20 protein-coding genes are annotated in these 26,911 nt (G+C 45.0%); 14 read left to right on the plus strand and 6 right to left on the minus strand.

All coding sequences use genetic code 11. The features are described from left to right. Nucleotides 1-201 precede the first annotated feature (201 nt). The 5 genes from NZ043_RS12060 (at nt 202) to NZ043_RS12080 (ending at nt 5,905) form a co-directional block, all read left to right on the plus strand. Nucleotides 202-2,079 (plus strand): rhamnogalacturonan lyase, encoded by a 1,878-nt coding sequence (locus tag NZ043_RS12060; protein WP_339311943.1) that lies wholly within the window; start codon nt 202-204, stop codon nt 2,077-2,079. A 483-nt stretch (nt 2,080-2,562) separates the two neighbouring features. Continuing rightward, a complete protein-coding gene (locus NZ043_RS12065; RefSeq protein ID WP_091038234.1) occupies nt 2,563-3,642 on the plus strand; it encodes a sulfate ABC transporter substrate-binding protein in 1,080 nt (359 codons plus the stop codon). An 87-nt stretch (nt 3,643-3,729) separates the two neighbouring features. Continuing rightward, a complete protein-coding gene (gene cysT, locus NZ043_RS12070; RefSeq protein ID WP_017690928.1) occupies nt 3,730-4,566 on the plus strand; it encodes a sulfate ABC transporter permease subunit CysT in 837 nt (278 codons plus the stop codon). 67 nt (nt 4,567-4,633) lie between these two features. After that, nucleotides 4,634-5,509, plus strand: coding sequence for a sulfate ABC transporter permease subunit CysW (cysW, locus tag NZ043_RS12075; protein WP_133386903.1), 876 nt, complete (start codon nt 4,634-4,636; stop codon nt 5,507-5,509). A 156-nt stretch (nt 5,510-5,665) separates the two neighbouring features. Beyond that, the gene (locus NZ043_RS12080; RefSeq protein ID WP_036607453.1) at nt 5,666-5,905 is read left to right on the plus strand and encodes a YezD family protein; all 240 of its coding nucleotides are present in this window, start codon (nt 5,666-5,668) and stop codon (nt 5,903-5,905) included. 93 nt (nt 5,906-5,998) lie between these two features. Here the strand turns inward: NZ043_RS12080 and NZ043_RS12085 are convergent, their stop codons facing one another. Continuing rightward, a complete protein-coding gene (locus NZ043_RS12085; RefSeq protein ID WP_339311946.1) occupies nt 5,999-7,537 on the minus strand; it encodes an extracellular solute-binding protein in 1,539 nt (512 codons plus the stop codon). Nucleotides 7,538-7,850: 313 nt separating this feature from the next. Next, nucleotides 7,851-10,172 (minus strand): helix-turn-helix domain-containing protein, encoded by a 2,322-nt coding sequence (locus NZ043_RS12090; RefSeq protein ID WP_339311948.1) that lies wholly within the window; start codon nt 10,170-10,172, stop codon nt 7,851-7,853. A 359-nt stretch (nt 10,173-10,531) separates the two neighbouring features. Between NZ043_RS12090 and NZ043_RS12095 the strand changes: the two genes are divergently transcribed. Further along, nucleotides 10,532-13,243: an S-layer homology domain-containing protein gene (locus tag NZ043_RS12095; RefSeq protein WP_339311950.1), complete on the plus strand. Its 2,712-nt coding sequence runs from the start codon at nt 10,532-10,534 to the stop codon at nt 13,241-13,243. Nucleotides 13,244-13,550: 307 nt separating this feature from the next. Here NZ043_RS12095 and NZ043_RS12100 read toward each other — a convergent pair whose 3' ends face one another. From NZ043_RS12100 to NZ043_RS12115, 4 genes are all read right to left on the minus strand, one after another. Then, nucleotides 13,551-14,438, minus strand: coding sequence for a hypothetical protein (locus NZ043_RS12100; RefSeq protein WP_339311952.1), 888 nt, complete (start codon nt 14,436-14,438; stop codon nt 13,551-13,553). 140 nt (nt 14,439-14,578) lie between these two features. Next, entirely contained in the window at nt 14,579-14,986 is a 408-nt protein-coding gene (locus tag NZ043_RS12105) for a hypothetical protein (protein ID WP_339311953.1), read from the minus strand. 1 nt (nt 14,987) lies between these two features. After that, on the minus strand, nt 14,988-16,124 hold the full coding sequence (locus tag NZ043_RS12110) for a hypothetical protein (RefSeq protein ID WP_339311955.1): 1,137 nt from the start codon (nt 16,122-16,124) through the stop codon (nt 14,988-14,990). Continuing rightward, nucleotides 16,117-16,968, minus strand: coding sequence for a hypothetical protein (locus NZ043_RS12115; protein ID WP_339311956.1), 852 nt, complete (start codon nt 16,966-16,968; stop codon nt 16,117-16,119). Before NZ043_RS12115 ends, NZ043_RS12110 begins: the two co-directional genes overlap by 8 nt. Nucleotides 16,969-17,333: 365 nt before the next feature. Between NZ043_RS12115 and NZ043_RS12120 the strand changes: the two genes are divergently transcribed. The 8 genes from NZ043_RS12120 (at nt 17,334) to NZ043_RS12155 (ending at nt 26,715) form a co-directional block, all read left to right on the plus strand. Beyond that, nucleotides 17,334-17,747: a GNAT family N-acetyltransferase gene (locus tag NZ043_RS12120; protein ID WP_307415191.1), complete on the plus strand. Its 414-nt coding sequence runs from the start codon at nt 17,334-17,336 to the stop codon at nt 17,745-17,747. 159 nt (nt 17,748-17,906) lie between these two features. Beyond that, a complete protein-coding gene (locus tag NZ043_RS12125) occupies nt 17,907-18,284 on the plus strand; it encodes a hypothetical protein (protein ID WP_339311959.1) in 378 nt (125 codons plus the stop codon). Beyond that, nucleotides 18,274-19,554, plus strand: a complete 1,281-nt coding sequence (locus NZ043_RS12130; protein WP_256332437.1) for an MFS transporter — start codon at nt 18,274-18,276, stop codon at nt 19,552-19,554. Before NZ043_RS12125 ends, NZ043_RS12130 begins: the two co-directional genes overlap by 11 nt. 186 nt (nt 19,555-19,740) lie before the next feature. Then, nucleotides 19,741-19,878, plus strand: a complete 138-nt coding sequence (locus NZ043_RS12135) for a hypothetical protein (protein WP_161799395.1) — start codon at nt 19,741-19,743, stop codon at nt 19,876-19,878. A 118-nt stretch (nt 19,879-19,996) separates the two neighbouring features. Beyond that, nucleotides 19,997-22,741: a lanthionine synthetase LanC family protein gene (locus NZ043_RS12140; RefSeq protein WP_339311960.1), complete on the plus strand. Its 2,745-nt coding sequence runs from the start codon at nt 19,997-19,999 to the stop codon at nt 22,739-22,741. Beyond that, nucleotides 22,719-23,519 carry a hypothetical protein gene (locus NZ043_RS12145; protein ID WP_339311961.1) on the plus strand — a complete coding sequence of 267 codons (801 nt, stop codon included), beginning with the start codon at nt 22,719-22,721 and terminating at the stop codon, nt 23,517-23,519. The genes NZ043_RS12140 and NZ043_RS12145 overlap by 23 nt, the downstream gene beginning before the upstream one ends. Then, nucleotides 23,516-24,982: a hypothetical protein gene (locus NZ043_RS12150; RefSeq protein ID WP_339311963.1), complete on the plus strand. Its 1,467-nt coding sequence runs from the start codon at nt 23,516-23,518 to the stop codon at nt 24,980-24,982. The genes NZ043_RS12145 and NZ043_RS12150 overlap by 4 nt, the downstream gene beginning before the upstream one ends. Then, nucleotides 24,964-26,715: a prolyl oligopeptidase family serine peptidase gene (locus NZ043_RS12155; RefSeq protein WP_339311965.1), complete on the plus strand. Its 1,752-nt coding sequence runs from the start codon at nt 24,964-24,966 to the stop codon at nt 26,713-26,715. The genes NZ043_RS12150 and NZ043_RS12155 overlap by 19 nt, the downstream gene beginning before the upstream one ends. The last annotated feature ends 196 nt before the right edge of the window (nt 26,716-26,911 follow it).

Below are 26,911 nucleotides of genomic sequence, written 5' to 3' on the forward strand. Positions count from 1 at the left end.
ATTTATGAATTCATTCAAAAAATTACGAAGCCGAAGGAGAAATCCTTCGGCTTTTTTATGTACCAACCATTCAATTACTAAATTAGACCTATAGATGGAATTATATGTTTAATTTAAAATGAATATATTAAAGCGCTTACATGAAAAGATGGCGCTACAAGGGCATCGGGCTTACCAATACAATTGGGGAGGCAATTGTTTATGGGAAATCGTTCATCATTGTGGAAGCGCACATTACGTACAGCGGGAGTGTCCCTGCTGAGCTCCGCGCTACTGGTGACTTCGCTTGGCCTTGGTAACACGCCGGTTACACATGCAGCGGGTGCTAGGCAGATGGAATATCTGGATCGCGGTGTAGTGGCTGTGAAGACCGGCACAGGTGTGTTTGTCAGTTGGCGGCTTCTGGGTACGGAAGGTTCGAATGTATCATTTAACGTTTATCGGGATGGAACCAAAGTGAACGCTACGCCCATAACAAACAGCACCAACCTTCAGGATGCAAGCGGGACAAGCAGTTCCAAATACACGGTTCGCGCTGTAGTGAGTGGAGCGGAGCAGGCTGCTTCAGCGGCAGCGAGCGTGTGGGGCAACAACTATTTGTCTGTTCCTCTTAGTGTACCCGCTGGTGGGACAACGCCTGATGGAGTAGCCTACACCTACAGTGCCAACGATGCCAGTGCAGGTGACCTGGATGGTGATGGTGAGTATGAATTGATTGTGAAGTGGGACCCCTCCAACTCTAAGGATAACTCCCAGAGCGGTTATACCGGGGAAGTGTTTATCGATGCCTACAAATTAAACGGTACACGCCTCTGGCGAATTAGTTTGGGCAAAAATATCCGTGCCGGCGCTCACTACACTCAGTTCATGGTCTATGATCTCGACGGTGACGGCAAAGCCGAGGTTGCGATGAAAACAGCCGATGGCACCAAGGATGGCACTGGTGTGGTCATCGGTGATGCAAGCAAGGATTACCGCAATTCCAGCGGTTATGTATTATCTGGCCCCGAATTCCTGACGGTTTTCAATGGGCAGACCGGCAAAGCACTCTCCACGGTGAACTACGAACCGGCGCGTGGCAATGTGTCTGACTGGGGAGACAACTACGGCAACCGGGTGGACCGATTCCTTGCCGCCATTGCGTATCTGGATGGAGAGCGTCCAAGTCTGGTCATGGCGCGTGGATACTACACCCGTACCGTACTGGTAGCTTATAACTGGCGGAATGGACAGCTGACCAAACAATGGACATTTGATTCCAATACGTCCGGTAACTCAGGTTATGCCGGGCAGGGTAATCACAATCTGAGTGTGGCGGACGTAGACGGAGATGGGAAAGACGAGATCGTCTATGGTGCCATGGCGGTGGACGATAACGGCAAAGGATTGTACACAACAGGACTTCATCATGGCGATGCCATGCATCTGAGTGACCTCGACCCGGACCGCCCTGGACTTGAGGTATTTCAGGTTCATGAGACGCCATCCAATGCCGGAGTGGAGTTCCGGGATGCAGGTACAGGCCAGTTAATCTGGGGAGTCAAAACAACAAAGGATATTGGACGTGGCATGGCGGCAGATATCGATCCAAGATATAAAGGTGCCGAAGTATGGGCAGACGGCAGTCTGTACACAGCCAAAGGGCAGAAACTAGGAACAACCCTACCTTCCTCCACGAATTTTGGGATCTGGTGGGATGGTGATTTGCTTCGTGAACTGCTGGACAGCAACCGAATCGACAAGTGGAATTATGCCAACAGCACAACGATGAACCTGCTCACCGCATCCGGCGTTTCTTCGAACAACGGAACCAAGTCTACGCCGAATCTGCAGGCCGACCTGTTCGGGGACTGGAGAGAAGAAGTGGTATGGCGGACCAATGACAGCTCAGCGCTGCGGATCTATACCACAACAGCAGTTACGGACAAACGTATCTATACGCTGATGCATGATCCGGTGTACCGTCTTGGCGTCGCTTGGCAAAATGTAGCCTACAATCAACCGCCACACACCGGCTTTTATCTGGGGGAAGGCATGAACACACCACCGGTACCCAATATCCGGTATGCGGGCAGATGAGGAATGGACAAGATGTGACCGTCCAATTCTGTGTATGTTTACAATAGCCAGCGAAGCAAAGGATTAGCTGAAGGGAACAACGGACGCTGGTTCGTTGTTCCTCTTTTTTTGCCAATAGCCCAGAAATACGGTAAAAATCGGAAAAAACGTTTGACAGGTATATAGACTGCCTTTATTATACGTATATAACTTACTAAACAGGTAGGAATAATAAAAATGAATCTGTTTTCATTGTGAAAACGGTCATTTTACAGACAGATGCAACCATGCAACCTGAACAGAATAACGTTCTCACCGTATAGACGGAGGAACACCGTAGCGCATCCTTTCCGGATGAAAGCATACACGGCCTTAAGCCGGCATGACTTTATGGAGAGAAGTGCGCGGGGGTTCCTCCGTCTTCTTGTTTTTTTACGGGGCGTTCGATCCTGTTCAGCCGGCCTGAGGTAGTCATGCAGATCTATATCGGGGGGAGTATTATTCATGAAAAAGAGAATTCATAAGGGTATTTTGGTTGGTCTGGCACTGGTATTAACAGGAGTTCTGGCAGCATGCGGATCGGATAGCGGCGGGTCCAGTGCGGCAGGAACATCGGGGGGAGCGGAAGGCGGCACAGAAGGGCCCAAGGCCATCGAACTGCTGAATGTTTCCTATGATCCAACGCGGGAACTCTATGAACAATATAACAAAGCGTTTGCGGCGCATTGGTTGAAAGAGAAAGGCCAGGAAGTGACCATCAAGCAATCCCATGGGGGATCGGGCAAACAGAGTCGTTCTGTTATTGACGGACTGGATGCAGACGTGGTGACGCTGGCATTGGGATACGATATTGATGCGATTGAAGATAAAGGTCTGATTAACGAAGGTTGGCAGGATAAATACGAGCATAACAGCTCTCCGTATACCTCTACGATTGTATTCCTTGTGCGTAAGGGTAATCCAAAAGGCATCAAGGACTGGGATGATCTGATCAAAGGGGATACGCAAGTCATCACACCGAATCCCAAAACGTCCGGCGGGGCGCGCTGGAACTATCTGGCGGCATGGGGATATGCCCTTAAGCATAATAACAATGATGAAGAGAAAGCGAAGGAATTTGTTGGTGAATTGTTCAAACATGCGCCTGTGCTGGATTCGGGTGCTCGCGGGTCTACGACAACGTTTGTTGAACGTGGCATCGGGGATGTGCTGCTTGCCTGGGAGAATGAAGCTTTCCTATCGGTAAAAGAGCTGGGTCCGGACAAATTCGACATTGTCGTGCCATCGGTTAGTATCTTGGCTGAACCACCGGTTGCAATTGTGGACAAAAATGCAGACAAAAAAGGAAGCCGCGATGTGGCGGATGCCTATCTGAAATATCTGTACAGTGAAGAGGGGCAGACAATTGCCGCTGAGAATTATTACCGCCCAACGCTGGACAGCGTGGAGGAAAAATTCAAGGATCAGTTCCCGGCGCTTGAACTGTTCACGTTAAAAGATGTATTCGGTACATGGCGGGATACTCAGGCCAAACATTTCAATGACGGTGGTATCTTCGACCAGATTTATGTTCCAGGCAGCTAAGGTTGCTCTGTTCAATGAACACCCGATCAATCGCGCTGTGAGCGGCCAACCAGCCCTACCGGCTGAAGGCAGAGAGGATGAACGTGCATGAGCAAGGTGATGGTGGCGCGGAGACGCACATTGCCGGGATTTGGATTAACGATGGGTTACAGTGTGTTCTACCTGAGCCTGGTTGTACTTATTCCACTGGCTGCGCTGTTGTTTAACTCAACAGGGCTGACGTGGGCAACCATGATTGAGGTTGCGACCAATCCCAGGGTGCTGGCCTCCTTCCAGGTCAGCTTTCTGACCGCAGGTGCAGCGGCCCTGATTGATCTCGTGCTGGGGTTACTCCTGGCATGGGTGCTTGTTCGGTATGAGTTTCCTGGCAAAAGGCTGTTTGATGCGGTCATTGATCTGCCTTTTGCCTTGCCAACAGCGGTAGCAGGGGTTGCCCTTACGGCGATTTATGCCGGCAATGGCTGGATTGGGCAGTTTGTAGAGCCTTTGGGCATTAAACTGGCCTATTCACAGGCCGGGATTACACTGGCGCTGATGTTTATCGGAATTCCGTTTGTAGTTCGGACGGTGCAACCGGTGTTGGAGGAGCTGGAGGCTGAGGTGGAAGAGGCGGCTGCCACACTGGGAGCAGGAAGATGGCGGATATTCCGTACCATTCTGCTGCCGGATCTGATTCCGCCACTGCTGACCGGGTTTGCTCTGGCTTTTGCCCGGGGCATTGGTGAATATGGCTCCGTTGTATTTATCTCAGGTAATATGCCGATGAAAACGGAAATTGCCCCCTTGCTGATCATGGCCAAGCTGGAGCAGTTCGATTATGCAGGCGCTACAGCTGTAGCTCTGCTGTTGCTACTGGTTTCTTTCATCCTGCTGCTGATTATTAATTCCTTGCAACGTTGGAGCCGGAAGGCGGGCAGGGCATGAGAATGAAACATGATGCAATAAGAATATTAGAAGACGTCACTCACCCAAACCAAAGGAGGTGCAGCATATGGCAGGTTCTGTCCCACTGAGCCCTGTTCCACCCGTAAAGTCCGGGCGTGGAACGAACCGTGCAACAACGGAAGCTCCATGGGTCAAATGGTTGTTGATTGGACTGGCAAGCCTGGTGCTCATATGGCTGCTGATTTTGCCACTGGCCATTGTGCTCATGGAGGCGTTGAAGCAGGGCTGGGGTGTGTACATCGCGGCTCTTACCGAGCCGGATGCCATGTCTGCACTGAAACTCACGTTATTGGTTGCAGCGATTACAGTGCCGCTGAATACGATATTTGGTGTGGCTGCTGCGTGGGTCATTACCAAGTTCCAGTTCAAGGGCAAGGGACTCATGATCACCCTAATTGATCTTCCCTTTTCGATCTCGCCTGTGGTTGGCGGGTTGATTTTTGTACTGGTCTTTGGTTCGAATGGGTGGTTTGGGCCGTGGCTGTCCGAGCATGATATCAAAATCATTTTTGCGCTGCCAGGTATTGTCATTGCAACACTGTTTATTACCTTCCCCTTTGTAGCCAGGGAGTTAATTCCACTAATGGAGGACCAGGGAACCCGGGAAGAGGAAGCCGCGGTTACGCTGGGTGCTTCCGGGTGGCGAATCTTCTGGAGTGTAACCTTGCCCAACATCAAATGGGGGCTGCTGTACGGCATTATTCTGTGTAATGCCCGTGCTATGGGTGAGTTCGGAGCGGTATCTGTGGTGTCCGGACATATCCGCGGAGAGACCAATACGCTGCCGCTACATGTGGAGATTTTGTATAACGAATATCAATTCTCGGCTTCGTTTGCCGTAGCTTCGCTGCTCCTGATTCTGGCTCTTGCCACGTTGCTGCTCAAGAGCTGGCTTGGACACAAAGCCGTTTCAGAAAAGTGATGATGAGAAGAAGAAAATACAGATTGACAGCTACTGGAAGCCCTGATAATGTATAAACCAAGTATATGGGTTGGATAAGAATGAATTATAAATCCGTTGGATGACAGCGTACTTAGGAATATGGCGGGCAGTAGCCCGAGAAGAGGAGGCGGCTCTATGGCTAAGCCGTTAAAAGTGGATGAGGTATGGTTGGACCGAATTGCCGGACAGCTGAATGACATGGAGTTTGGTTCTTTGCATATCGTGGTGCACGAAGGTCAGATTGTGCAGATGGAGCGGACCGAACGCAAGCGTTTTGAGAACACGCCCTCAGGCAGCGCCTCCAAATCCGGAAGCACGGCACGAAGCAGTTCAGCCCGTTCACTGCGCGGATCAAATGCGAGTGCAAAGGGATAGAGAGTTCTGTTGTGTCAGGGAAGGATTGGTGTATAGGAATACACATGTATAATCCAGAAATTCATGGGAAATGTATGTTTCACACTGTCCTACCTATTGCGCACGACTTGTTTCCTTATGCTCCTTATACCAATGATTTGCTTCAAGCAGCACCTGTTGCCCACCTGCATCCTTAAATTCTTCCACAAAAGTATCGAAATACCCCACCGGCTGATCGCCTGTGATGATGGAGATATACGCTCTGTCTCTCATGCGAATCAGCTCAGATGAATATTCAATCAGGGCAGGGGTTGCAACCTCCAGGCGATTATAGATACCATTCTCCGTCAACCCTGAAGATGCAGCCCACTGTTCACGTTTGTCCGAGGGTACACCTGGAACCGTCATGCCAATACTTGAGCCGATCATATTCGTATAATTCTCCATTCTGTTGTATGGGTAAAGTAAATGGAACGAGCTTGAAGCATCGGCGCTCCAATTCCAGTGTTTTCCTGGAAGGCCATACTCCATTTTGATCTGCTCCACCGGATCGGGGTTGGCACTTACATAATCGAGGATCTCCAGAATTTTCTCCAGTTTTCCCGGCTCCTTTGCAGCCTCAGCACCTATAGCAATAAAATTCATCAGCAGATTGTTCCCTTTTGAACCGCTACGTCCATCTGGACCAATAACGGGAGAACCAAATACAACCTCTGCAGTTGCGTTCTTCTGTAGCAGCTCATTCACATTGAACGAGGCTCCCACGGGAGTTTCTTGGCCATTTTCATTCAGGACACTGTAATCTCCCTCTTGATTCCAATGATAGTAGTTGCCCATTGAGGTCATCCCTATTTTTCCATTAATAAAAGCATGGGATAGATGTTTATAACCGCCTTTGTTTTCACCGGTTATGAACTCAGGGTCGATAATCCCGTCCTGATACCATTTTTGCATATAAGTTAGGGCTTTTCTCATCTCCGGCTCCAAAGCACCGATCACAAGTTGGTTGTTTTTTTCATTAAAATACAGCTGCTCGGTGAAAACGGACTGTCCAAATGCGCCAAACACGACATTTAAGCCCTCTCTGGATAGGCCATACGTATCCTGTTTACCATTCCCGTCCGGATCATCTTTGGCAAAAGCATACATAACCGTTTCAAATTCATCTAAAGTCTTCGGAACGTCCAGACCAAGCTTTTTAAGCCAATCCTCTCGGTATACGACAGGCGTTCGATAGATGTTGGTCTCATTGATGGCCGGAATTCCATATAAGGAGCCGTTTATTTTTCCATACTCTAGGTAACGTGAATCATAATCGCGAATCCGCTGTACGATATTTGGCGCATATTGTTCAAGGACTTCCGGGGAGATTTCCGCTAAGACCCCTTGCATTTGATACTTAAGCAGATCATGCGGTTGTCTGATCCGGAACAGATCAGGTATTTTCCCTTGAGCAAGCTCCAGGTCCAGCAGTTCCTCGTACCGCTTGTTCTCAAGATTCCACACCTCCAGATCGACATCAAACTGATCCTCAATATATGCAATCATCTCCGCGTCTTCAGGAACAGGGATATTTTGATGCATGGTCCAGGATATCGTATACTGCGGTGCTGTCTCCTTCTCAGCGCTTGCTAGATGGTCCTGCTGTTGCACTTGTGATTCTTCCCTGTTTAGAACGGTACAACCGCTCATCAATCCTATAAGAATAGATGTAGCAATCAATAGACATAGCTGTCTTGAAAGGTTGATGTTCATAGCAGCTCCTTTCCTAATTCTAAATTCTAAATAGGTTCAATTTAACAATTACACAATAACGGTGAGGACAGAAAGAACCTGAAGAAGCGAAGCGTTCGCCTTTATTCCCGGATTTCCCCTTTTAGAAAAGGGATCAAAGAAATCTGGGAATAACAGCGATCGGAAGGTTGTTCTGTCATCGGAGTGTCCGTGTAAATATTCCTAATTGACCCTATATAGATCCCTGTTCCATTAGACTGCGCATAAAGTTTTTTGGCGTACAGCCGTGAATTTCTTTGAACTTCTTAATGAAATAAGCGGGGGTACGGTAACCGACCGTACTTGCGACCTGCTCAACCGTAATTTCACGCTGTGTCATGAGTTCCCGTGCGCGTTCCATTCTCTGATTCGTAACATATTCGGAATAAACAATTCCGGTTTCTTCCTTGAAAAGTTTACTGAGATATTTAGGGCTGATGAATACTTGCTCTGAGACATGATCCAGCGTGAGATCGCCCGATAAGTGTTCACGAACATAGGCTTTGACAGCCGAGATGGTATCCACACTTCGTACCTCGCTGCGCTTCTCCATATGCATCACAAATTCGGTCACGAGATGAATCATCCACTCTGAATAGCGGTTGATATTGTAGAACAATGAAAATTGCTTGTACATACTTAATGAACTCGCCTCGGGGGGGTGCCAACGCACCTGATTAATACACTCAGCGTAAATAGATACCGTTTTTAATAAGATGATCCGACTGTATTCGGCTGAATAGGAGCCTTCCTTTAATGTCGCGACCAATTCCTGAATGGCCTGAACTGTACCTTGCACATCCCGAGTCTGCAATTTCTTTTCAAAGTTTACGAGGTATGACTCCGGAATCTCCAGACTGCTGGCTTCCCTGTTCAGAAGATTAAGATCCTGAATGGCAGACTGCTCGGGGAAGAAGTAGCTGTATCGAATCAGGGTATTCGCCTGATGATAGCTTGTGTGAATCTTCGTGAAGTGTTCTACCCATCCGCCTAACGATAGTACAAATTCCAGACCAAATCTGCTGCTCGCCTCAGTGTGAATAAAGTCTACAATGTGATCAGAGAGAGGTTCTTCGGGTTGGTTGGTACAGATGATTACGGCTATTTTGTGATCCTGCAATTCCTCTGCCAGCAGTTGAGTTCCATCCATTTCTGTGATCTCCAGTTGCTGGATCATCGTATACAACGTATGCTGCAACTGTCGTGGCTGAAGATCCTTCCACTTCTCATTAACGGGGTCAATGACGATGCAACGGAAGCGAGAGTAGGCCATTGAAATGTGAACAGACTGGAGCTGTTCCGTAAGTTCCTCGGGTGTAAATCGATTATTTAACATATTGAGCATAATACTATGCTTAATCATTCTGTGATTGGCCTGTAAGGTTTCTTCAAGACTATCAACTTTATTGGACAGACTGTTAAACGTTGTATCGATGAACCGATATTCGTCCTGTTTTAAGCTGGTTGGGCTATCCATCCGGCTCTTGATGTTATTCAGGATTCGCTTAAGAGGACTATAGTTGGCCCTGGTAAAGATGGACGACATCGCTATTCCAACCGCAACAGCCAATAAACCGAGAAGAACCGAAATCTCCTTCAAGCTATCCAATTTATAATAGAAGCTTTCATTAGGTGTGGTTGTGTAAATTCTCCATGTATTTCCTTTAAATTGATCTTGGGTAACGACATGAGAGTCATAGTTAAATACAGGTGTGAAGCTCTCATCTGAAGAATGATAGGAAAGGAGCGACTGCGTTAGATTCTCCTCCGTGGAGGTGCCTAGCAACGTTTTGTCCGCTGCAGAAATGACGGTTCCATCCTGATCGATGATTAATGTATTCGCATAGTCAGCAGGGAGCATATTTTTAATGATCTGACTGATCGCTGATTCTTTGATATCAATCGCAATCATGGCCTTGCTGTCCTGTCCAGAAGATTGAAACGGGTAACTGTGGACATAGGAAATTAGAGGGCTCATCTTGCCCTGTTCCCGTGATTCGATATAAACATCCTGAGGCACCATACGAGTCTTCATCCATAAGGAGCTTTCTGGAGTCTCTTTCATTGCAGCAATCCAATCCGACGTATGATCCACACTCGAAGGCGTGTCCTCATAGAGCAATAGCCCATATACAGATGAGACGATGAAGTGGTTCTTCGTATCGTACACATGAATAGCTTCAATGAGATCGGAATAATTTTGCACCATATTTTTGAGGGACTGTTCGATGTCCAGGATTTTGCTATGGTTTCCTTTTAAGCTATCTAAGTCGATACTTGCAGCGTTACCGAGTGCCAGGGACAGATAGACCTGATTCACCTTCTGGATAACGGAGCTCTCAATATAATTAACAGTGCTTTTCAGCGACAATTGATTATTGATTCGGATCTCTTTGCTGTATTGATGGGAGAAGAAGAAATATAAAATGGAGCCGAAAAGAAGCGCAATGACAAGAACAACAGCGAGGTAGGAAAGAACCATCTTGGATCTCACAGACTGAAATAGCTTACGCATTCTTTTTTCCCCCTTCATTTCTCGTTTCTAAACAACTTCATCATTATATAGCAGGCCGAGGACTAGAAATCATGTTGATCGAAATTTAACAAACTCCCACTGAATAATTTACTTTCAGTTAATAAAGCGTTTACATAAAAAGACATTCTAATTGATAAATGTAGTGTCCTCCTCTATTTTTGTTGGCATATCAGCGCTGGAACGTACGATTTTGATATAAAACGGAATATGTTCTATAGATACTAAACTCCCCCTAATGCTACAGTAACGGCAGATCAGACATCTGGATAGAGACTTTTTTATCATTTGCTGATACGAAATGAAAAAAATGCGAAAATGGGGAGCGTGTCTTGCAGGCTATGAGAAAACCACTAAAAAAATCACTGGCATTACTTCTAATGTTATCTATGGTAGGTCCGACGTTTGCAGAGAAGAGTTTTGCAGCCGATCAGAAGATTCAGTTCTCTGATATTAAGGGACACTGGGCGGAAGCAAATATTCAAGCATGGGGTGATGAAGGATTAATTCGAGGTTACCTGGATCGTTCATTCAAACCGAACACGTATATTACCAGAGCAGAATTTATGAATTTGGTAAACGGTGCTTTTGGATATTCCGGACAAGCTAAAATTACCTTTAACGATGTGTCTGAGAGTGCATGGTATTACGAAGCCATTTCTATTGCAAATGCGAATGGATATATAGATGGATACACCGATGGCACAATGAAGCCGCAAGATCCGATCACCCGTCAAGAAGCAGCTAAAGTGATCGCTGGCATTTTGAATCTGGAGTTAAATGAAACAGCAGCAAATGTATTTAGCGATTCATCGTCTATTGCGGCGTGGAGTAAGGGAGCTGTAGGTGGAGCGGCAGCAGCGAAAATTATCTCTGGTTATGCAGACGGAAGCTTCAAACCGCTTAATTCCATTACTCGTGCCGAAGCAGTGTCTGCGCTCGTTAAGGCTGTGGAAACAGATGCTACTACAGCTGCCAAACCAGCTAAGCCAAAAGGAACGGCAACCGTATTGAATGTTAATCCTCCAGCAGATGAAGCTCGGTTGTCCGCCGTGAAGCACGGAGCCAATGCCGGAGACGACACCTTGAAAAATATTGCGGAAACCAATCCGTTTATTGATATTTTGGACGGTTTTGATCAAGTATGGTCCATGAATCAAGCGGATTGGAGAGATGGAACAGCGGCAACTAAAATTGGAGCTGACGGAAAAAATGCAAAGTATGGAGATGGACCGTCCCCATATTATGACGGCTTTAAAAACGATCCAACCGTAGCTGTCGCTGATCAGAAAACATATGCAAATGAAGAGATCCGAAACAAAGCAACTTGGGAAGCCAATATCAAATATGTAGAAAAGGTCACGCAAAATCGCACAGGTGAAGAGACATTGGCAGCCTATTATGATGACCAAAGAGATAAGATCTATAGCGTGATGGAGGGCTTTGGTCCGTTGGCTAACACGTATGTAGATATCATCAAGCCAAAGACAAACGTTGAACGAACGGTGGACGAGATGAATGTGGTATTGACCGAAGAAACAGTGGAAGATGAAAGCCAAGGCATTGGAGATTGGGAAGCAAAGACGGAACTTTCAGACTTGGTCCATTTAGTTGATCTGGTTCGATTCAAAATTCCTGCCTCATCTAATCCCTCTAAATATTTCTACTCTTCCCCTAGACCGTGGAGAATGAATTCCAATGGAGAAGTGAAAGAAGTTGTTGACAGCAAGGGACTGCCTGTATGGGAAACCTTGGGCGAAGGTGAGAAAAAAGAAGTACCTTTGGCTTCAGGCGGCACCAAATCAACAGGAGAAAAACATTACCAGCAATACGAAACCAATGTTAAGCTTATTCCTGCGTTAACGTATGTCAAACGAATCGCTGAGGATGGAAGAGGAAAAGATGGCGCATTTCCGAGCGGACATACCAGTGCAGCTTACTTATCCGTATTTCCTTTGGCATACGCTACACCAGAACGATTCTCTGAATTGTTAACGAGAGCAGCTCAGTTGGGCGAGAATCGAGTCGTTACAGGGATGCACTCACCGCTTGATGTTATAGGAGGAAGAATACAGTCGACGGCCATGGCTGCCTATGCACTTAATCAGGCTGAGAACAAAGATGTGTTAGAGAAAGGTTATGAGAATGCAGGAGAAGTATTTGGAGCTGCAGCCAAGGAAAACAATATGAGTCTGTATGAGTATGCACACACCGTAACCGAAGATTACACGTTCAAGAGTGCTTACGATGAACACAAATGGGAAGATCATGATGCCAATAAAGCCTTCTATAGAGAGAAGATGACTTATGGTCTACCACAAACAGGAACCAAAGGGTTGGCTCCCGTTGTACCGCTAGGAGCAGAAGCTCTGTTGGAAACACGTCAACCGTATTTAACAGATGAGCAACGCAGACAAGTATTGTATACAACGTCCATTGACTCTGGATATCCTGTACTGGATGAATCCAAGGGCTGGGGTAGAATTGATCTGGTCACGGCTTCGGATGGATACGGTGCATTCTTGAACAATGTAACTGTGGATATGGATGCTTCCAAAGGACGGTTTAATGCACAAGACTGGTGGAGAAATGATATCACCGGTAGTGGAATGCTCACGAAAAAGGGAACAGGAACCCTTACATTGACAGGGAAAAATAGCTATACTGGTGGAACATTGCTGCAAGCAGGAACGCTGGTAGCCGAATCTGCAACTGCTTTTGGTACAGGTGATCTGTATGTAGAAAATGGAACAGTTGTTGTAAATGTCGATGGAGCATTAACCTTGAATAGAAACTTCACCATGGATAAGGGGACGCTGGAATTGGTTGTCGCTGATGACAACAGTCAACTGAATGTCGGCAGAAAGCTCTATATTGATGGAGGAAGCCTGAATCTGGACTTGTCCAACTATAAGATCGAAGGTTCCAAAGATATTACGTTAATCACGGCGAATGGAATTACAGGTGAATTCGACAGTGTAACAGCAGATGGTTATGATGTTACGGTCACGTACGAAAAAGGTAGTATCATTGCACATGTTGTAGCCAAATAAGTGAAGTAATTATGCATTACACTTCGATGACAGAATAAGCTTCGGATAATTCTTCGCAAGAAAAGATCATAGAAAAGGGCTGAAACTACAATGTAGTTTCAGCCCTTTTTGTGTACAGACTTGCAGAATTAAGATCGTGTCTTCAAACCTACTGAAAGCTAAGGCGTACATGATCAGCTTGTTATATCGTTTTTGTCGATAGATTTTGGGAAATAACGTGTATGATGTTCCTTACAATGTTGAAAGAGGACGCAGAGGGTCAAGTAAGACGTCCTGAGTTCCTTAGAAAATCGGCTGGATGCGTTAGTTATTCGTCGGTATTGGGAACTGATTTACGACGTGTATTCACTTCCATCTCCGTAGAGGTTTGCTTCGTTGGTTCCAGCTCCGTATGCCCTGCATAAGGGCGATCACTGCGAGAGCGTGTTCCGGTCAGACTGAAGCCTGAAGTGAACAAGATTAACTGTAATCCAAGAGCGTAGGGCGCAGCAACAATTCCAATCAGGTGGAGTAAGGAGCATAGCGCGATCACCAAGGAGAGTATTTTGAATACTGTACGTGGCTTATCCCGACGTGGGCTGGCCCAGAGCAGGTAACCATATATGATGGTGATCATTAGGGAGACCGCGCGAATCCATGGCAAGATACTCTCCCATGAGTCTACAGACACATCCAACATCCGTTGACCCAATACCAGATCTGTAACCAGAAATCCAGTGGCCGCCAGTGCAGCTGGTTCGGCTACGGGCCGAAGGATGGTCCAAACTGCTGTGCCCCAATGATCTGCATGTGTATCCCGGCTGAGTTCATCTGATAATACGGTGCATTCTCGTTCCAATGCTCTGTGCATCAGTCCGAGTTTGGCAGGGTCATGTTCCTTGATACAGTCACGAATCTGATCCTGTAGTTGGGGGGATAGGTAAGATGCGGCTTTGCAGGCTAACATTGCTGTGATCAGATCGTTATGTTCGGGTTCCGACGGTTCATAATTCCGATTTTCCTGGATGGTAAGTTGTCCCAAGAGGGCTGTACTTATGTATAATGTATCTCGTATCCTTCGCATTCGCCTTTCGTGGCTGCGGCGAACTTCAGTGGCAGACCATATGTATACCCCCAGAAGCAAAGCCATGACGCCAAGCAGCACAGCCACAGCACCTGGGCGCGATGTTAGATCTTCAATCCAACGTTGAAACACACTTGTTCCTCCTTTGCAGCAACTTCACGTAAGCTTTCTCTCACTATTACACAGGAAGTAGATGAATTCAAGCAATTTAAGAAAGCCGAATTTCCCCACCCATTGATAGGAGAATTCGGCTTATTAAAATAATTAAGATTTTAAATAGATGTTTCATCTGGAGTTGAGTCTTCTACTGTGGCAGTTTCTATTGATAAATTATATGTAACAAATGACACCTGGTCGTCTTCATCATTATTTTCAATAGTATAGGTTTGTCTAGTTGAATTGTTATCAATCATGAAAACTGTTTCGTCTGGCTCGGAATTTTCTAGAGAACGGGTTTCTGCTCCGCTACTGAAGTTCACAATCACATCGTCTTCGTCAGAATTTTCTAAAGTTTCAGTAATTTTGGTGAATCCTGAGAATTTAATTTCATCCGGTTCAGTATCTTCAATTGTTGTTGTTATTTTTACATTAAAGGACATTTGCATTAACTCGTCATAGTGTCTTGTTGTTTCAATAAGAGGAATTGACTTAATATATTTTGCGATATAAGGTGTTTTCATGTTATCTCCTAATTATAATTATTTGAATTTGGTTTTTATGGATTATATTATTTGCATCAATTATCTCAGTGATTTGGGTAGAATTAGCATTATAAGCTTTTAGAATTTCAAAAATGCGCGAGTAATTATCAGTCGATTCTTCCTTGTTGCTTATAATAATAATTTCCTTATAATCATTTTCCAATAATCCAGTTTGAATATTGTTTAACAAGTCCTCGGACTTTGAGAAAAAAGATTTTGTGTCTAGAGAGCTATCTAAAATATGAATTTCGTTTTTGGTTTGTGAAATAGTATGAGGTTTCTTCTCAAAACCATTATTAATATTGAGAGCTGTTGCCACGACTAAGACTATTATGCTCCAAATCACTATGTGGGTTAAATATTTCTCCATGTTCTTGATCAAGGTTACTTCTTTAGTAGTGCTATTCCTGATTTCTTGCCAATCAAAGTAAAGACCCGATATATACTTAATAGATGTTTCGTCATTACTGCTAGCATTTTTAATTTTATTGAAAAGAAACTGACGATACGTTTGAACCTTGAGAAAATTATATGAGAAAAACAACACGTTGACCAGAGAAAATAATATTATTATGCTTGAAAGGACATAAATAAAAGTTGGTAAAAATGGTTTGTTGAAAATACTATCAATACGTAATATGTAAGGAAGATATATCGGAATAAGTAACGCAATTATTGCGAGATATGCCAAAAATTTATTGAAACTTTTTCCTCGTATTAATTGAAGATCATTTATTTTATGCAGAATAGTGTTAGTTAATATTTCTTTTTGAAAAGCTTCTTTCAGTATTAAAACATTCTCAAAATCATCTCTCTTTTGTGATAGTTCTTGGTCAGTTAGTTTAGGTTGTAATTTATGTAAATTTATAATCTTTCCCCAGCCGAATTTAAAAATATTTCCTGGTCGTGGAGTTCTATTAACCCATAATGAAAACAAATACAAATCAGCTTCTAAATAAAATAGACAATATATTTTTGTGCCTAAACTTACACTGAATAAATTAACTTGAATAACTTTGGAATCTTTTTTTATTTCTCCAAAGTTACTTTCGTCAATTATACGAAAAAAAGGCATAAAGGAAAAAAATTTAAGGATATAATAAATAGGATTATTCATAAATTGTGTTTCCTCCTAACAGATGATCAATTATTGCAGAAGATATATTTAGTGATAGTGCTTGCTCAAGCCATAACCATTGTCCGTTAGGATTCACTTCTAGAAAATAATAAACACCATCTTTTAGAATGAAGTCAAATGCTCCGTAGTTGATATCTAGTAATTTCATTAAATCAAGGCATTGATTAACTAATGTATTAGGTATAGAAGCCTTAGTATAATGTACTTTGGCGGTCGTCCTTCTCCAGTCAACTTTATCACTTGATTGGATTTTTACGGTGAAAACACTTCTTCCAACAATTGTTACCCTGTATTCTTCATCTTTATCAACGTATTTTTGAAAATATGAAGGGGCAATCTCCAAGTTTTGAATTGGGATTGCTTGGTCAACTATATTTGTTTGTATGTAATTGATTTTTTGTAATTCAAGTATACGTCCTACGGATAACGGTTTTACAATTGAAGTCTGATTGTTACAGAAAGAAGAGGCATCAGTACAGTCATTTGTAATAAGAGAAGCTGGAATAACAAATCCAAGTCTGGAGGCAAAATGTAATTGGATAACTTTGTTCTCAGCTCGCTTTAAAATAGAGGGCTTCGTTAGAATTACCTTTCCTGAAATTTCTGCAATCCCTTCAATAAGAGTTAGAATATCTCTCTGCATTAATGAGTGGAACTTATAATCATACAAGGTCATATCGGGTAACATTGGTTTTCTGTAATATACTGCATCTATGTAATCGGCTGTTATTTCTCCAATGGGGCCATTAATGATTACACCCGATGTTGTTACTTTAATTTGATAATTTTGTAGCTTATCTGTATTAATTCTATAAAAATTCACTTTGTGTTTGAACTTACTAATTAAGTAATCTACAGTTTGATCTACAGTACTTGTTATAACCAATACAGTCTTTATAAATAGCGCCCCTTAATCTTATATATATAAAGACTAGTATACACTAATAGTGCTTTGAAGCATTGGGAGAATTTAAATAAAATACCTTTGGGAAGTGTATAGGAGACTACTACTATCTTTTAGTGATGTTTCACTCGAATTTTAAGATATATTAAGCTGCAAGAGGCCAAGTTAGTACCACATTAACATGTATTATCAATTTGGTATTAAGCATTCGGGGCATAGCATTACCGTGTCCGAGTTTTAATGAACCAAGGGGAGAAATTAGTTATTGGAGAGGGGCACAATTCATGGATCATGTGAATATTGAACACACACCACCCGCAGCAGTGGAGTATCTTGCCTTGCGGCAGATTGCCGGCCTTAGCCCGATGAGTAGGGAGGGGGCGGAGATTGGATTACCGAATAGCCTGTTTGCCGTATGTCTGCGAGAAGAGGATATGCTGATAGGCATGGGGCGAGTGATTGGAGATGGAGGTTGTTTCTTTCAGGTCGTCGATATTGCTGTACACCCGGATGTTCAGGGCATGGGGTATGGAAAACTGATCATGAGCGAAATTATGAATTATCTGCGTAAAGCAGTACCTGCCCGTGGTTTGGTCAGTCTGCTGGCGGATGTTCCGGCTGATCAACTTTATGCTCAATTTGGATTTGAATACACCAGCCCAAAATCGGAGGGTATGTGGTGGAGGCAGGGAGACTAGTGAACTAGTTAAATAACATATTCGGCGAACCTTTGGATAAATCCAAAGGTTTTTTTGCTTTACAACCATTTATTTACAGGTATAATGTAAATTAAATCCAATTTACGATTTACAAATTACGATATACGCGTGTACTCGTGAAGAATGGAGGAATTAAATATGTACAATGACCAGAAAGCTCAGTTTAACCAGATGGTGGAACGATCTGTGGAGCAGGCGAACAAAAATCTTTCGGGAGCCAAGGGAGTTGTTTCCGTTCGATTAAGTCAGGAAGAGATTGATATCATAGATCAGCTTGTATTTCTTGAATTAGCGAAAAACCGTTCTGATGCGACTGCAATGTTAATTAGGGAAGGCATACGAACCCATCAGACCTTATTGAACGAGATACGCGAGTATACGGCTGAACTGGAACGGGTAAAAGCCAAGATACAACAGACCATTCGAGATTCAAGTTTGGTTACGCGTCTGCATCGTATTAGTGATGATGAATCTGTTACGTACGAGGGAGAGGTGCGTGAAAAAGATGAAAAATGAAATTCGCGGCGACAGCTATCGAGCGGTTTTGCGCCTTCCTTCTTTTGTTGTGCTTCTTGTTGGTAGATTGGTTTCTGGCGCAGGTCAGATTTTATTTTCTATGGCGACGATGTGGTATATCCTCCAATTAACAGAGTCGGCACTCGCTGCCGCACTGATTCCGATGCTGCCGTACTTGATCTATGCATTTTTGGGCATTCCCCTGGCTACGATCAGTGATCGCCTGCCCAAAAAGCAACTTTTGATCTGGACAGATATATTGCGTGCAGGCATAGCCTGCATATTGGCACTTTTGTTCATGACAGGATCCATGCTTCCGTGGCATATTTACGCAGCCAATCTGCTCATTGCAATCCTTGGTTTTTTGTTCAATCCGGCAACCCAGACAGTCATCCCCGCTATTTTGCCAGAACCTACAAAACAATTAGCTCCAGCCAATGCACTACTGAACTCTTCCTCCAAAACGATTGAATTGCTTGGATACGCCTTGGGGGGAATATTGATCGCGCTCATCTCCGTTCAGTCCATCCTGTTCATCTATGCCGTTACATTTCTGCTATCCGCCATATCCATTTTCTTTATCCGCATCCCTGTAACCAAAGTAGTGAAACAAAAAGGAGTCTCTGGTTTTGTTAAAGATAGCATGCAGGGAATTACATTCCTGTTTTCCCGTAAAATTTTGGCCTGTTGCATTATCTTTGGAGCTATTATCAATTTTGCGGGGGCGCCACTGCACATTTTCACGCCGATTTTTGCCAATATGGTGCTGCAAGCCGGACCACAAGGCTACGGTCTGCTTCAGTCAGCCTTTGCCGCTGGCAGTATTGCAGGTTCTCTGCTCAGTGGTAAATATGCCAAACGACTCTCGCTCGCTCACTGGTTTTTGATCAGTTATCTCATCTCAGGTACAAGTCTGCTGTTCATGCCGATGTTTCCTAACCTGTATATCGCGATTGCATGTTCATTTTTGTTGATGATGGGACTAGCTCTTGTGAATGTACCATTGGTTACTTCCATTCTTTTATCCACCCCGGAAGAAAAGAGAGGACGTGTCATGAACAGTATGGGTGTTTTGATGAGTGGCATTAGTAATCCGCTTGGGCTGTTGCTGGGAGGGTGGTTCATTGAAACGTACAACCCTTCATGGGTGTACATGGGGATTGGTACATTTGTTATTTGTATGGGCATGGCAAGCCTATTTGTCCGACCTTTCCGTGAAGAACGTAGCAAGCGTACCCAGCGTACCCGGCAACAAACGACCTCGATGTAGTCTGGAATCTGATGTCATATTGCACCTCTTTTTAGTCTGAGGAAACAAGTAATTTGACATGATCAGGCGAAATAAATGGATTGAGTGAATAATTTATGTAAAATAATTCAATTAAAAAGAAGGAATATCAAATTTTATGTAGAATTTGGTTTATAAGAGGGGGAGACAAATGGGAGGTAATATATCATGGAAAACAAGGAAATTTTATCTGTACAGGATTTGATGGCACTAGAGGTTGAAGAGGATAACAACATGTTTGAGGAAACAAGCTTGTGTACAGTGTGCAGCTGGACTAGCTCACAAACAATTGTTGTTGAGAGCTAGGAACTTCTTTACACGCTCTATTCACTGAATCATTTGAAAGATAAGTCTTTGATTTTCGCGCATTACTAAAATAATTGTACCTCCCCCTCTTACTTTATTCAAAAAGGAGTGATTCTCATTGAAATTCGCAAGCGTAACCCCCAAGAAGGACGCCTTTGAGAACGCTTTGGAACATATAATCCGGGAACTTCCCCAATCCATCCAATGGTCGAATGACGGCCATTGGATTTGTTTTAGACCGGAAGAATTAAGGCTTCCCGCACAGGGCTGGAAAATTCATCTGTCTGTTATCCCTGTGGAAGGAGCTGAATTGCTGCGACGCATTGCACCTGTTCTCACAGAAAATGATGTGCAATGGAAAGTAGTGAGCAGCGGTCTGAAACTGATTGAAACATCTAACGGTTCCATACCTCTCCCTCAGACTGGGAAGTGTGTCACCATCTATGCACGAGACGAAGAGCAATTCTTGAAGTTACTTGAGCTAATGCATTCATGTACAAGCGATCTGAAAGGACCGGCTATTCCGACAGATCGGGCATACCTAGGTAGCCAGTGTGTATTTTATCGTTATGGTGCATTCACTGATCGTTTCTACCATGACCGGTACTCGGGTGCAAAAGTGTATGCCATCCAGAATCCAGAAGGCATGCTGGAGGAGGATCGAAGAACACCTGGCAGGTATAAACCGGAGTGGGTGAATGAACCTGAGGAGTTACTGCGGATTCAAGCCATGGAGAAGAACCAGGCTGCTTCTCGTCACTCCGATTCCAATAACAATGAGTTTGGTATACGAAATATTCGTGTGAGACGTGTTCTCAAGAAGTCCGGCAAGGGAGGAGTATTTCTCATCTCTGGTACATCCTATGAACAGGCTGTCATGAAAGAAGCGGTTTACCGCATGCGTGTAGACGGTGGTGGTCGCTCTGCTCATAACTATTTGGACAATGAATATCGCGTGCTTGATCTGATGAAGGATACGGGGGTTACCCCAAGGCCGCTTGATCTGTTTAGTACTGAAAATAACCGCTATCTGATCCTGGAGTATTTTGAAAGCATCAGCTTGCGTGAATATATCCATCGCAGACATGTAGCCGCAGATTACAACCGGGCGGATATGCATCGGATGGGTATAAATATTCTCAATATGGTGCAGCAATGTCACGATAAAGGAATTGTGATCAATGATCTGACGCCCAACAATATTGTTGTACTGACGGACGGAAGTGTACGCCTGATTGATCTTGAACTGGCTTATGTCAGAAGTGATGAGAGTCAGGCTGATCCATTGACTGGTCATACTCCAGGCTATGTACCACGGGGACGTGAGCACAGCAGGCGATCCAGTTATGCGGATGATCTGTATGCACTGGGAGGTGTCTTCTATTACATGGCTTCATCCATCGACCCCTATCTGAAATATCGGCAATCCCATCTGGAAGCTGCACAGGCTTATCTGAATCATCAGAGTATTACACAGCTTCGTGGCTTGGGAAGTCTGGGCATCGAGATCATGTCTGGCGGATATGTGGAGTTATCAGAAATTCGTGAAATACTGGTTGCATTGCTGGAGCAGCAAGAGGTCAATTCAGGAGGAAGCATGGATGTAATAGAGAAAAATGAATGCAATATGGAGCCAGAAGAAGTACTCCGTCAGGCCGAGCGTATGGTAAACACATTGTATACTTCTCTTGATTTTAATAGCCCCTTGCAACTGTTCCCGGAAAACAGCATGAGCAAGATGTTTCATCCGGCGAATTTCAACTTTGGCTGGACAGGGATGATCTTTGGTTTTAATCAGCTTGGTCAGATTACACAAAACAGACAATACCATCAATATGCACGTGAAGTATTGGAATGGATTTTGACGAATTACCCTTACGTTCCAGATGAGACACCTGTAGCATTATACTTTGGATATGGCGCTGTTCCCTGGGCAATGGCAGAGACGGCTGAACGAATAAATGATCCATCGTTGCTTCGACGTGCAGAGGATCTGGCATTGGAAATCACCCGGCATGAGCCGGTACAGACCAATATTAGTCATGGAGCAGCGGGGTTGGGATTGATGCTGCTTGAGATATACCGTATTGGTGGCCGTCCTGAACTTCTGGCAAGAGCAGAGGCACTGGGTGTTTATATTTTGGAACAAGAAGAGCAGACAGATGAATCATTGAGTTTGTGGAAAGTGAAAGATAAATCGGACAAAAAAGGCCATTATTCCCTTGGATTTTCTCATGGCATCGCAGGTATCGGATATTATCTGCTTGCCTTGGCGGAGCGTACAGGAAAGGAAGCGTACTATTCTGCTGTGAAGCGAATTGTAGATACACTTGATCGTACGAGTCATGGAGGACAGAATGGCGTGAGTCTGTGGCCTGCATCCCCCGAAAAACCGGATACACTCTGGGTACATTGGTGTAATGGATCGGCGGGTATTGGGCGATTTTTGATGGCAGCGGCTGATATTTTGCAAGATCCCCTCTGTACCAGACTTGGACTTCAAGCAGCGGATGCAGTGGCACAGGCAACGGTATTTGCTTCTTTTGGGCAGTGTCACGGAATTGCAGGCAATGGAGATTTTCTGCTCTTGGCTAACCGCAAGTTCCCAGGCAGATATGAAACCAAACTAGCTGAGTATACACAGAGCTTGTATGTATTGCGAAGTGATCCACAGGAAGACATATGGATGTGGCCTCTGGAGGACATGGAGTCCTTCTCCCCGGATTATATGACCGGTTATATGGGGATCTATACATTCCTGCTACGCCGGTTTTATCCGTCTGTTGCATCCGAACCACTGGTTTATTCAGGTTTCGACTATAAGAGGGAGGGGAAAGCGTATGATGCTAACATCCATATCTGACATCTTGCCGCAATGCCAGCAAGAATCGGGGAAGACGGGTGATCGCTATTATGCAGTTGAACCTGGAAATGAGGATACCCTATCTTCGTTCATGATGATTGATCAGGGTGAGGGGCAGTACACATTGGATTTATGGAGTGAAGCACATTCCAATCCTTATTGGGGAGATCGGATGTCATCCGTTTTGGATAAAATCACATGGTCCTCTCTATATGCAACTGCTCCTGCCTCATTTCCGTGGGAGAAGCTTGGATACCGGGCGGATGTTCTTGCCCATCGGTATCGATTTTTCAGCAAGTTGAAAGACGTTCCCGTGCCGGCTATGCCTAATGAAGACGCGGTTTGGATGTCTGCGGAGGGGCAGGCGGATTCCCTTGCACACTTGCTCCAGGCCAGTGATCCTACCTGTCCAGGTTGGGAAGCTGCTCGTCAAGCTATCGGAGATATTTATCAAGGGGTATATGGCAAGTTGCTGAAAGGTTCCGGGCTTGTGGAACTGGAGGGAAGTAAGATTGGGGGCTGCCTGTTAAGCGATGAGTTTGGGAGTGTACTCCTTGCTCATATATTCACAATACCAGAAGCGAAACGTCAAGGATGGGCCCGATGGCTTGCTGCATATGGTCTCCATCGGTGCAGTTCAGATCCGGATCAGCGAATTAAAGCTTCACTTGATGCAAACAACCGGGGCAGTTATCAATTGATGACGGCGCTGAATTTACAACAGGTGCCTGAACTTATACACGTATGCCGAATCACGAAAGAGAGTGAACTTTCATGATGCCTGTCTCACTGGAAAGTACGGATTATCATGATCTGAGAAGTAAATGGTTTCGTGTGAGTCATGAACCTGGATTGTTTGTTGTTGAAGGGACATCAGATGTGGTGAAGCATGAAATTCACAAACTGAGAACGCATTGGCAGGATAAGGTTATACAAATTGCGGTTGGTGATCCGTATGCTACTCTCCCGCTGATCTATCAACTAAATCCATTTCAGCCAATAGATGATCTTGTGGCATGTAAAAATGCGTTATTGAGATTCCAAAGATCAGGGTGGACGCCTGGTAATAGGAAATGGGTTCTGGTTGAAGTATCTTCCTACCTTCACCCTGCGGATCTGGGAGCCATCCACTATATCCTGTATCGACAGAAACTAAGGGGAGTAAGTGTAGTGCTTTTTTTTCATCGATATCCAACCATGGCGAATATTCCTGAGGATATACCCAAACTTCCGGTATCTATTGTCAGGGATACGCCCGATCAGACCCGACGTTTGTTGGAAGAACAGCTACAAATGGTAAGCAAGGATAATGGAAAGGAAAAAGAGGCAGCGTTGGCGCTCTACAATAGGCTGGCCTGGGTTTTGTTGTCCAAATCGGCTGATCCGGCCCGCTACAGGTCCTGTTTTCATTTTTTCGACCATAATTCTTTATTTCAACGGTTGTCGGCGACACAGCAGGCAGTACTCTGGTTTGAGTTGGGTCAGCTGTTGACCAAAAACGGGAAGCAGTATACCGAAGCACGACACTGTTATTCGAAAGCTCGGGAAATCATTGCCCATGAAGAACTAACTGAAACGTATCGTACTGGGAAATGGGCTGCGCTTGATAATGGTGAGGCATTAATTGAGATGCAGGAGGGCAATGTAGAACGCGCAATTATGCTGGAGCAACAGGCTGGCCAGCGTATACGCCAGCTTTCTGATGGACCCGATAAGCGAGTTTTTCAGATTCAGACGTTACTAAACATTGCGGGCTTGCAGCTCCGGGCGGGTCTCTATGCAGAGGCAGGTAAGACGTTGCTGGCTGCGGAGAAGTTATGTGTTGATGCGTATGTAGATTGGCTGGGGCATGTACTGCAATTAAAAATGGTATTACATCAACAGCTGGGTGAGCAGGAGCAGGAATATGAACTGTTGATTCAGTTGTTACGTATGAAGACAAACACTATCCATTCCAAACTGCTTGGCCGTGCGGTGGAAATCGCTGGTGCGCTGATTACTCAAGGGTTAGAGGAACGGGCATCCCGAGTGTACCGTCTATTGATGATGGGGCTGCCGGTTGCCAGTCTGCCACAGATCAGATTGATTCGGGAAACATTAGGCAGACTGGGGACCGTTACTCCCCTAGATGCATACACGCAGGACCAGTATATTGATAAACTGGAATCGCAATTGGAGGGATGGGAGCAGTTAAAGTGCTGGAATGAGAGGAGGAAATCCGGTTGGGCTATCCATTCCTGACACGAATGAGTGTGAACAAGGAACGAACGAGTATGCTCTTAGGCTATGATGACAATACATGCGAATGGTGCAGTCTTGATGATACAGGCCGCATGGATAGCCGTCAGAGCCTTTCTGAACATGGGACAGAGTCAGATCAGCACACGCATCATATTCAGTTTATGGGCAGGAACCGTGTTCTGGTGATCACACAGGACAAGTCGGGGAAATGGCTTCATATATACGAGAATGAGAAGCAAGCAATTCTGGTTCAGAGCCTATTTGTGAAGTTTCCATTTCCTGTGATGCAGGCCGCTTGGCAAGAGGGGCAGTTAATTCTGCTATTTTCCATTAGACGTTCAGGAGCTGTCCGTATAGGTCTTTACGATCCCGAGAAGGATGAGGCGCGATGGGTTACTCCTGATCTGGACAACCCGCAATTTGTATTCTGGTCTGCATCAACACGAGAGGTTGGTGTAAACGTTGGTGGATTCGGAAGAGTGTACTCATATTCCAAAGATATCCTTCCTTCATCCGAAATACCCTACACGGAGTATGCCTACCCTGTGATGGATAAGCAGGGGGATCTGATAGCCGTTTCTATTCCTGTGGAAGATGGCTTCCAGCCGGGATGGATCAGGCAGGGAGAGGATCGGGTGCATGAATGTTCAACGGATAGCCAACCCTTCTCTGAAATGATCAGAATGCAACTCGATCTACATCAACAGCTAGTCCTCTGCGAAGGGATAACCTGCGGCAGGTGGCAATATGTTCAATATACATTGGACAGAGAGAAGAGGTATGAGCTGTATGATTATCCGGGAATCTTGACACAGGCTGTGCTCAGCAGGGACAGGCAGGGCTTGATTGGAAAATATGAATCTATCGTAAGTCCTCCGGTGCCGGGGATATACCGGTTTTCGGAACAAACGCGTACGATTACCCGTTTCCCGGTTGAGCGAGATGAGAGAATTGGCAAGCATCCTGACGAGGAACCCGATGTAATCTATGGATGGGTTCGTTATGGACATGAGATGATTCCGTACATGGACATACACCCGGAGGGCGCAGAACACGTGGTCATCTATCTTCATGGCGGACCTCATAATTGCCTGTTTGACAGCTTTAGTCCGGTCATTAGCGGATTATATCAGGCAGGAGTGCGGGTTATCGGGCTGAACTATCCCGGTAGTTCAGGGTTCGGCACGGATTACAGGATGCGCATTCAGAACGATTGGGGCGGCGTGGATGCAGATGTCATCCAGTTCATGCGGAAGCAGATGTTATCTTCCTATTCACACGTATCTCTCTATGGAGTAAGCTATGGGGCTTATCTGGCATTGCTGGTAGCAGGTAAAGGTCCGGCGTTATGGAGTACTGTGGTTGCCTGTGCACCGTTTACGGATCTGGAAGGACTGTACGCAGGCGGAGGAGCGAAGCTGAGATCATTCTTGGAAACTGAAATCGGTGAGCTTTTGCATGATCATTCTGCCCTGCGGGATAGAAGCCCAACGGCTTATATATCCGGACTCAGTGAGGTGAATATTCAACTCATTCACGGTCAGGCTGATCAACTGTGTCCCGTAGAACAGACGGAGAGGTTATATCTGGACATCGTGAAAAACAAACAAATGTCTGGTGCTGTAGGCAGGATTGAGCTTCATATCGAGGATATGGCGCATGAAGCTTATTCGGAGCGAATCTGGGCGCAGAAGGCTGTTGATTTTCTAACCTATAGTAGAGTATCCACGTAGAAAAATACGTGATGTTGAAGCCGCAAATACGGCTTTTTTGGCGATGTTTAAGGTAATGATATGGAAAGGAAAGCAGTTGGGGAAGTATTGTTCGTGGTCTGGTGCATAGTTTGAGAGGTTAAGCGGATGAACATTAACGTTTACAAGATGTCTCATCCGGTTTAAGATGGCGTGAGCCGTTTAAGGTATATAACAA

The organism is Paenibacillus sp. FSL k6-2145, assembly GCF_037976585.1.
In the GTDB taxonomy this organism is placed as follows: domain Bacteria; phylum Bacillota; class Bacilli; order Paenibacillales; family Paenibacillaceae; genus Paenibacillus.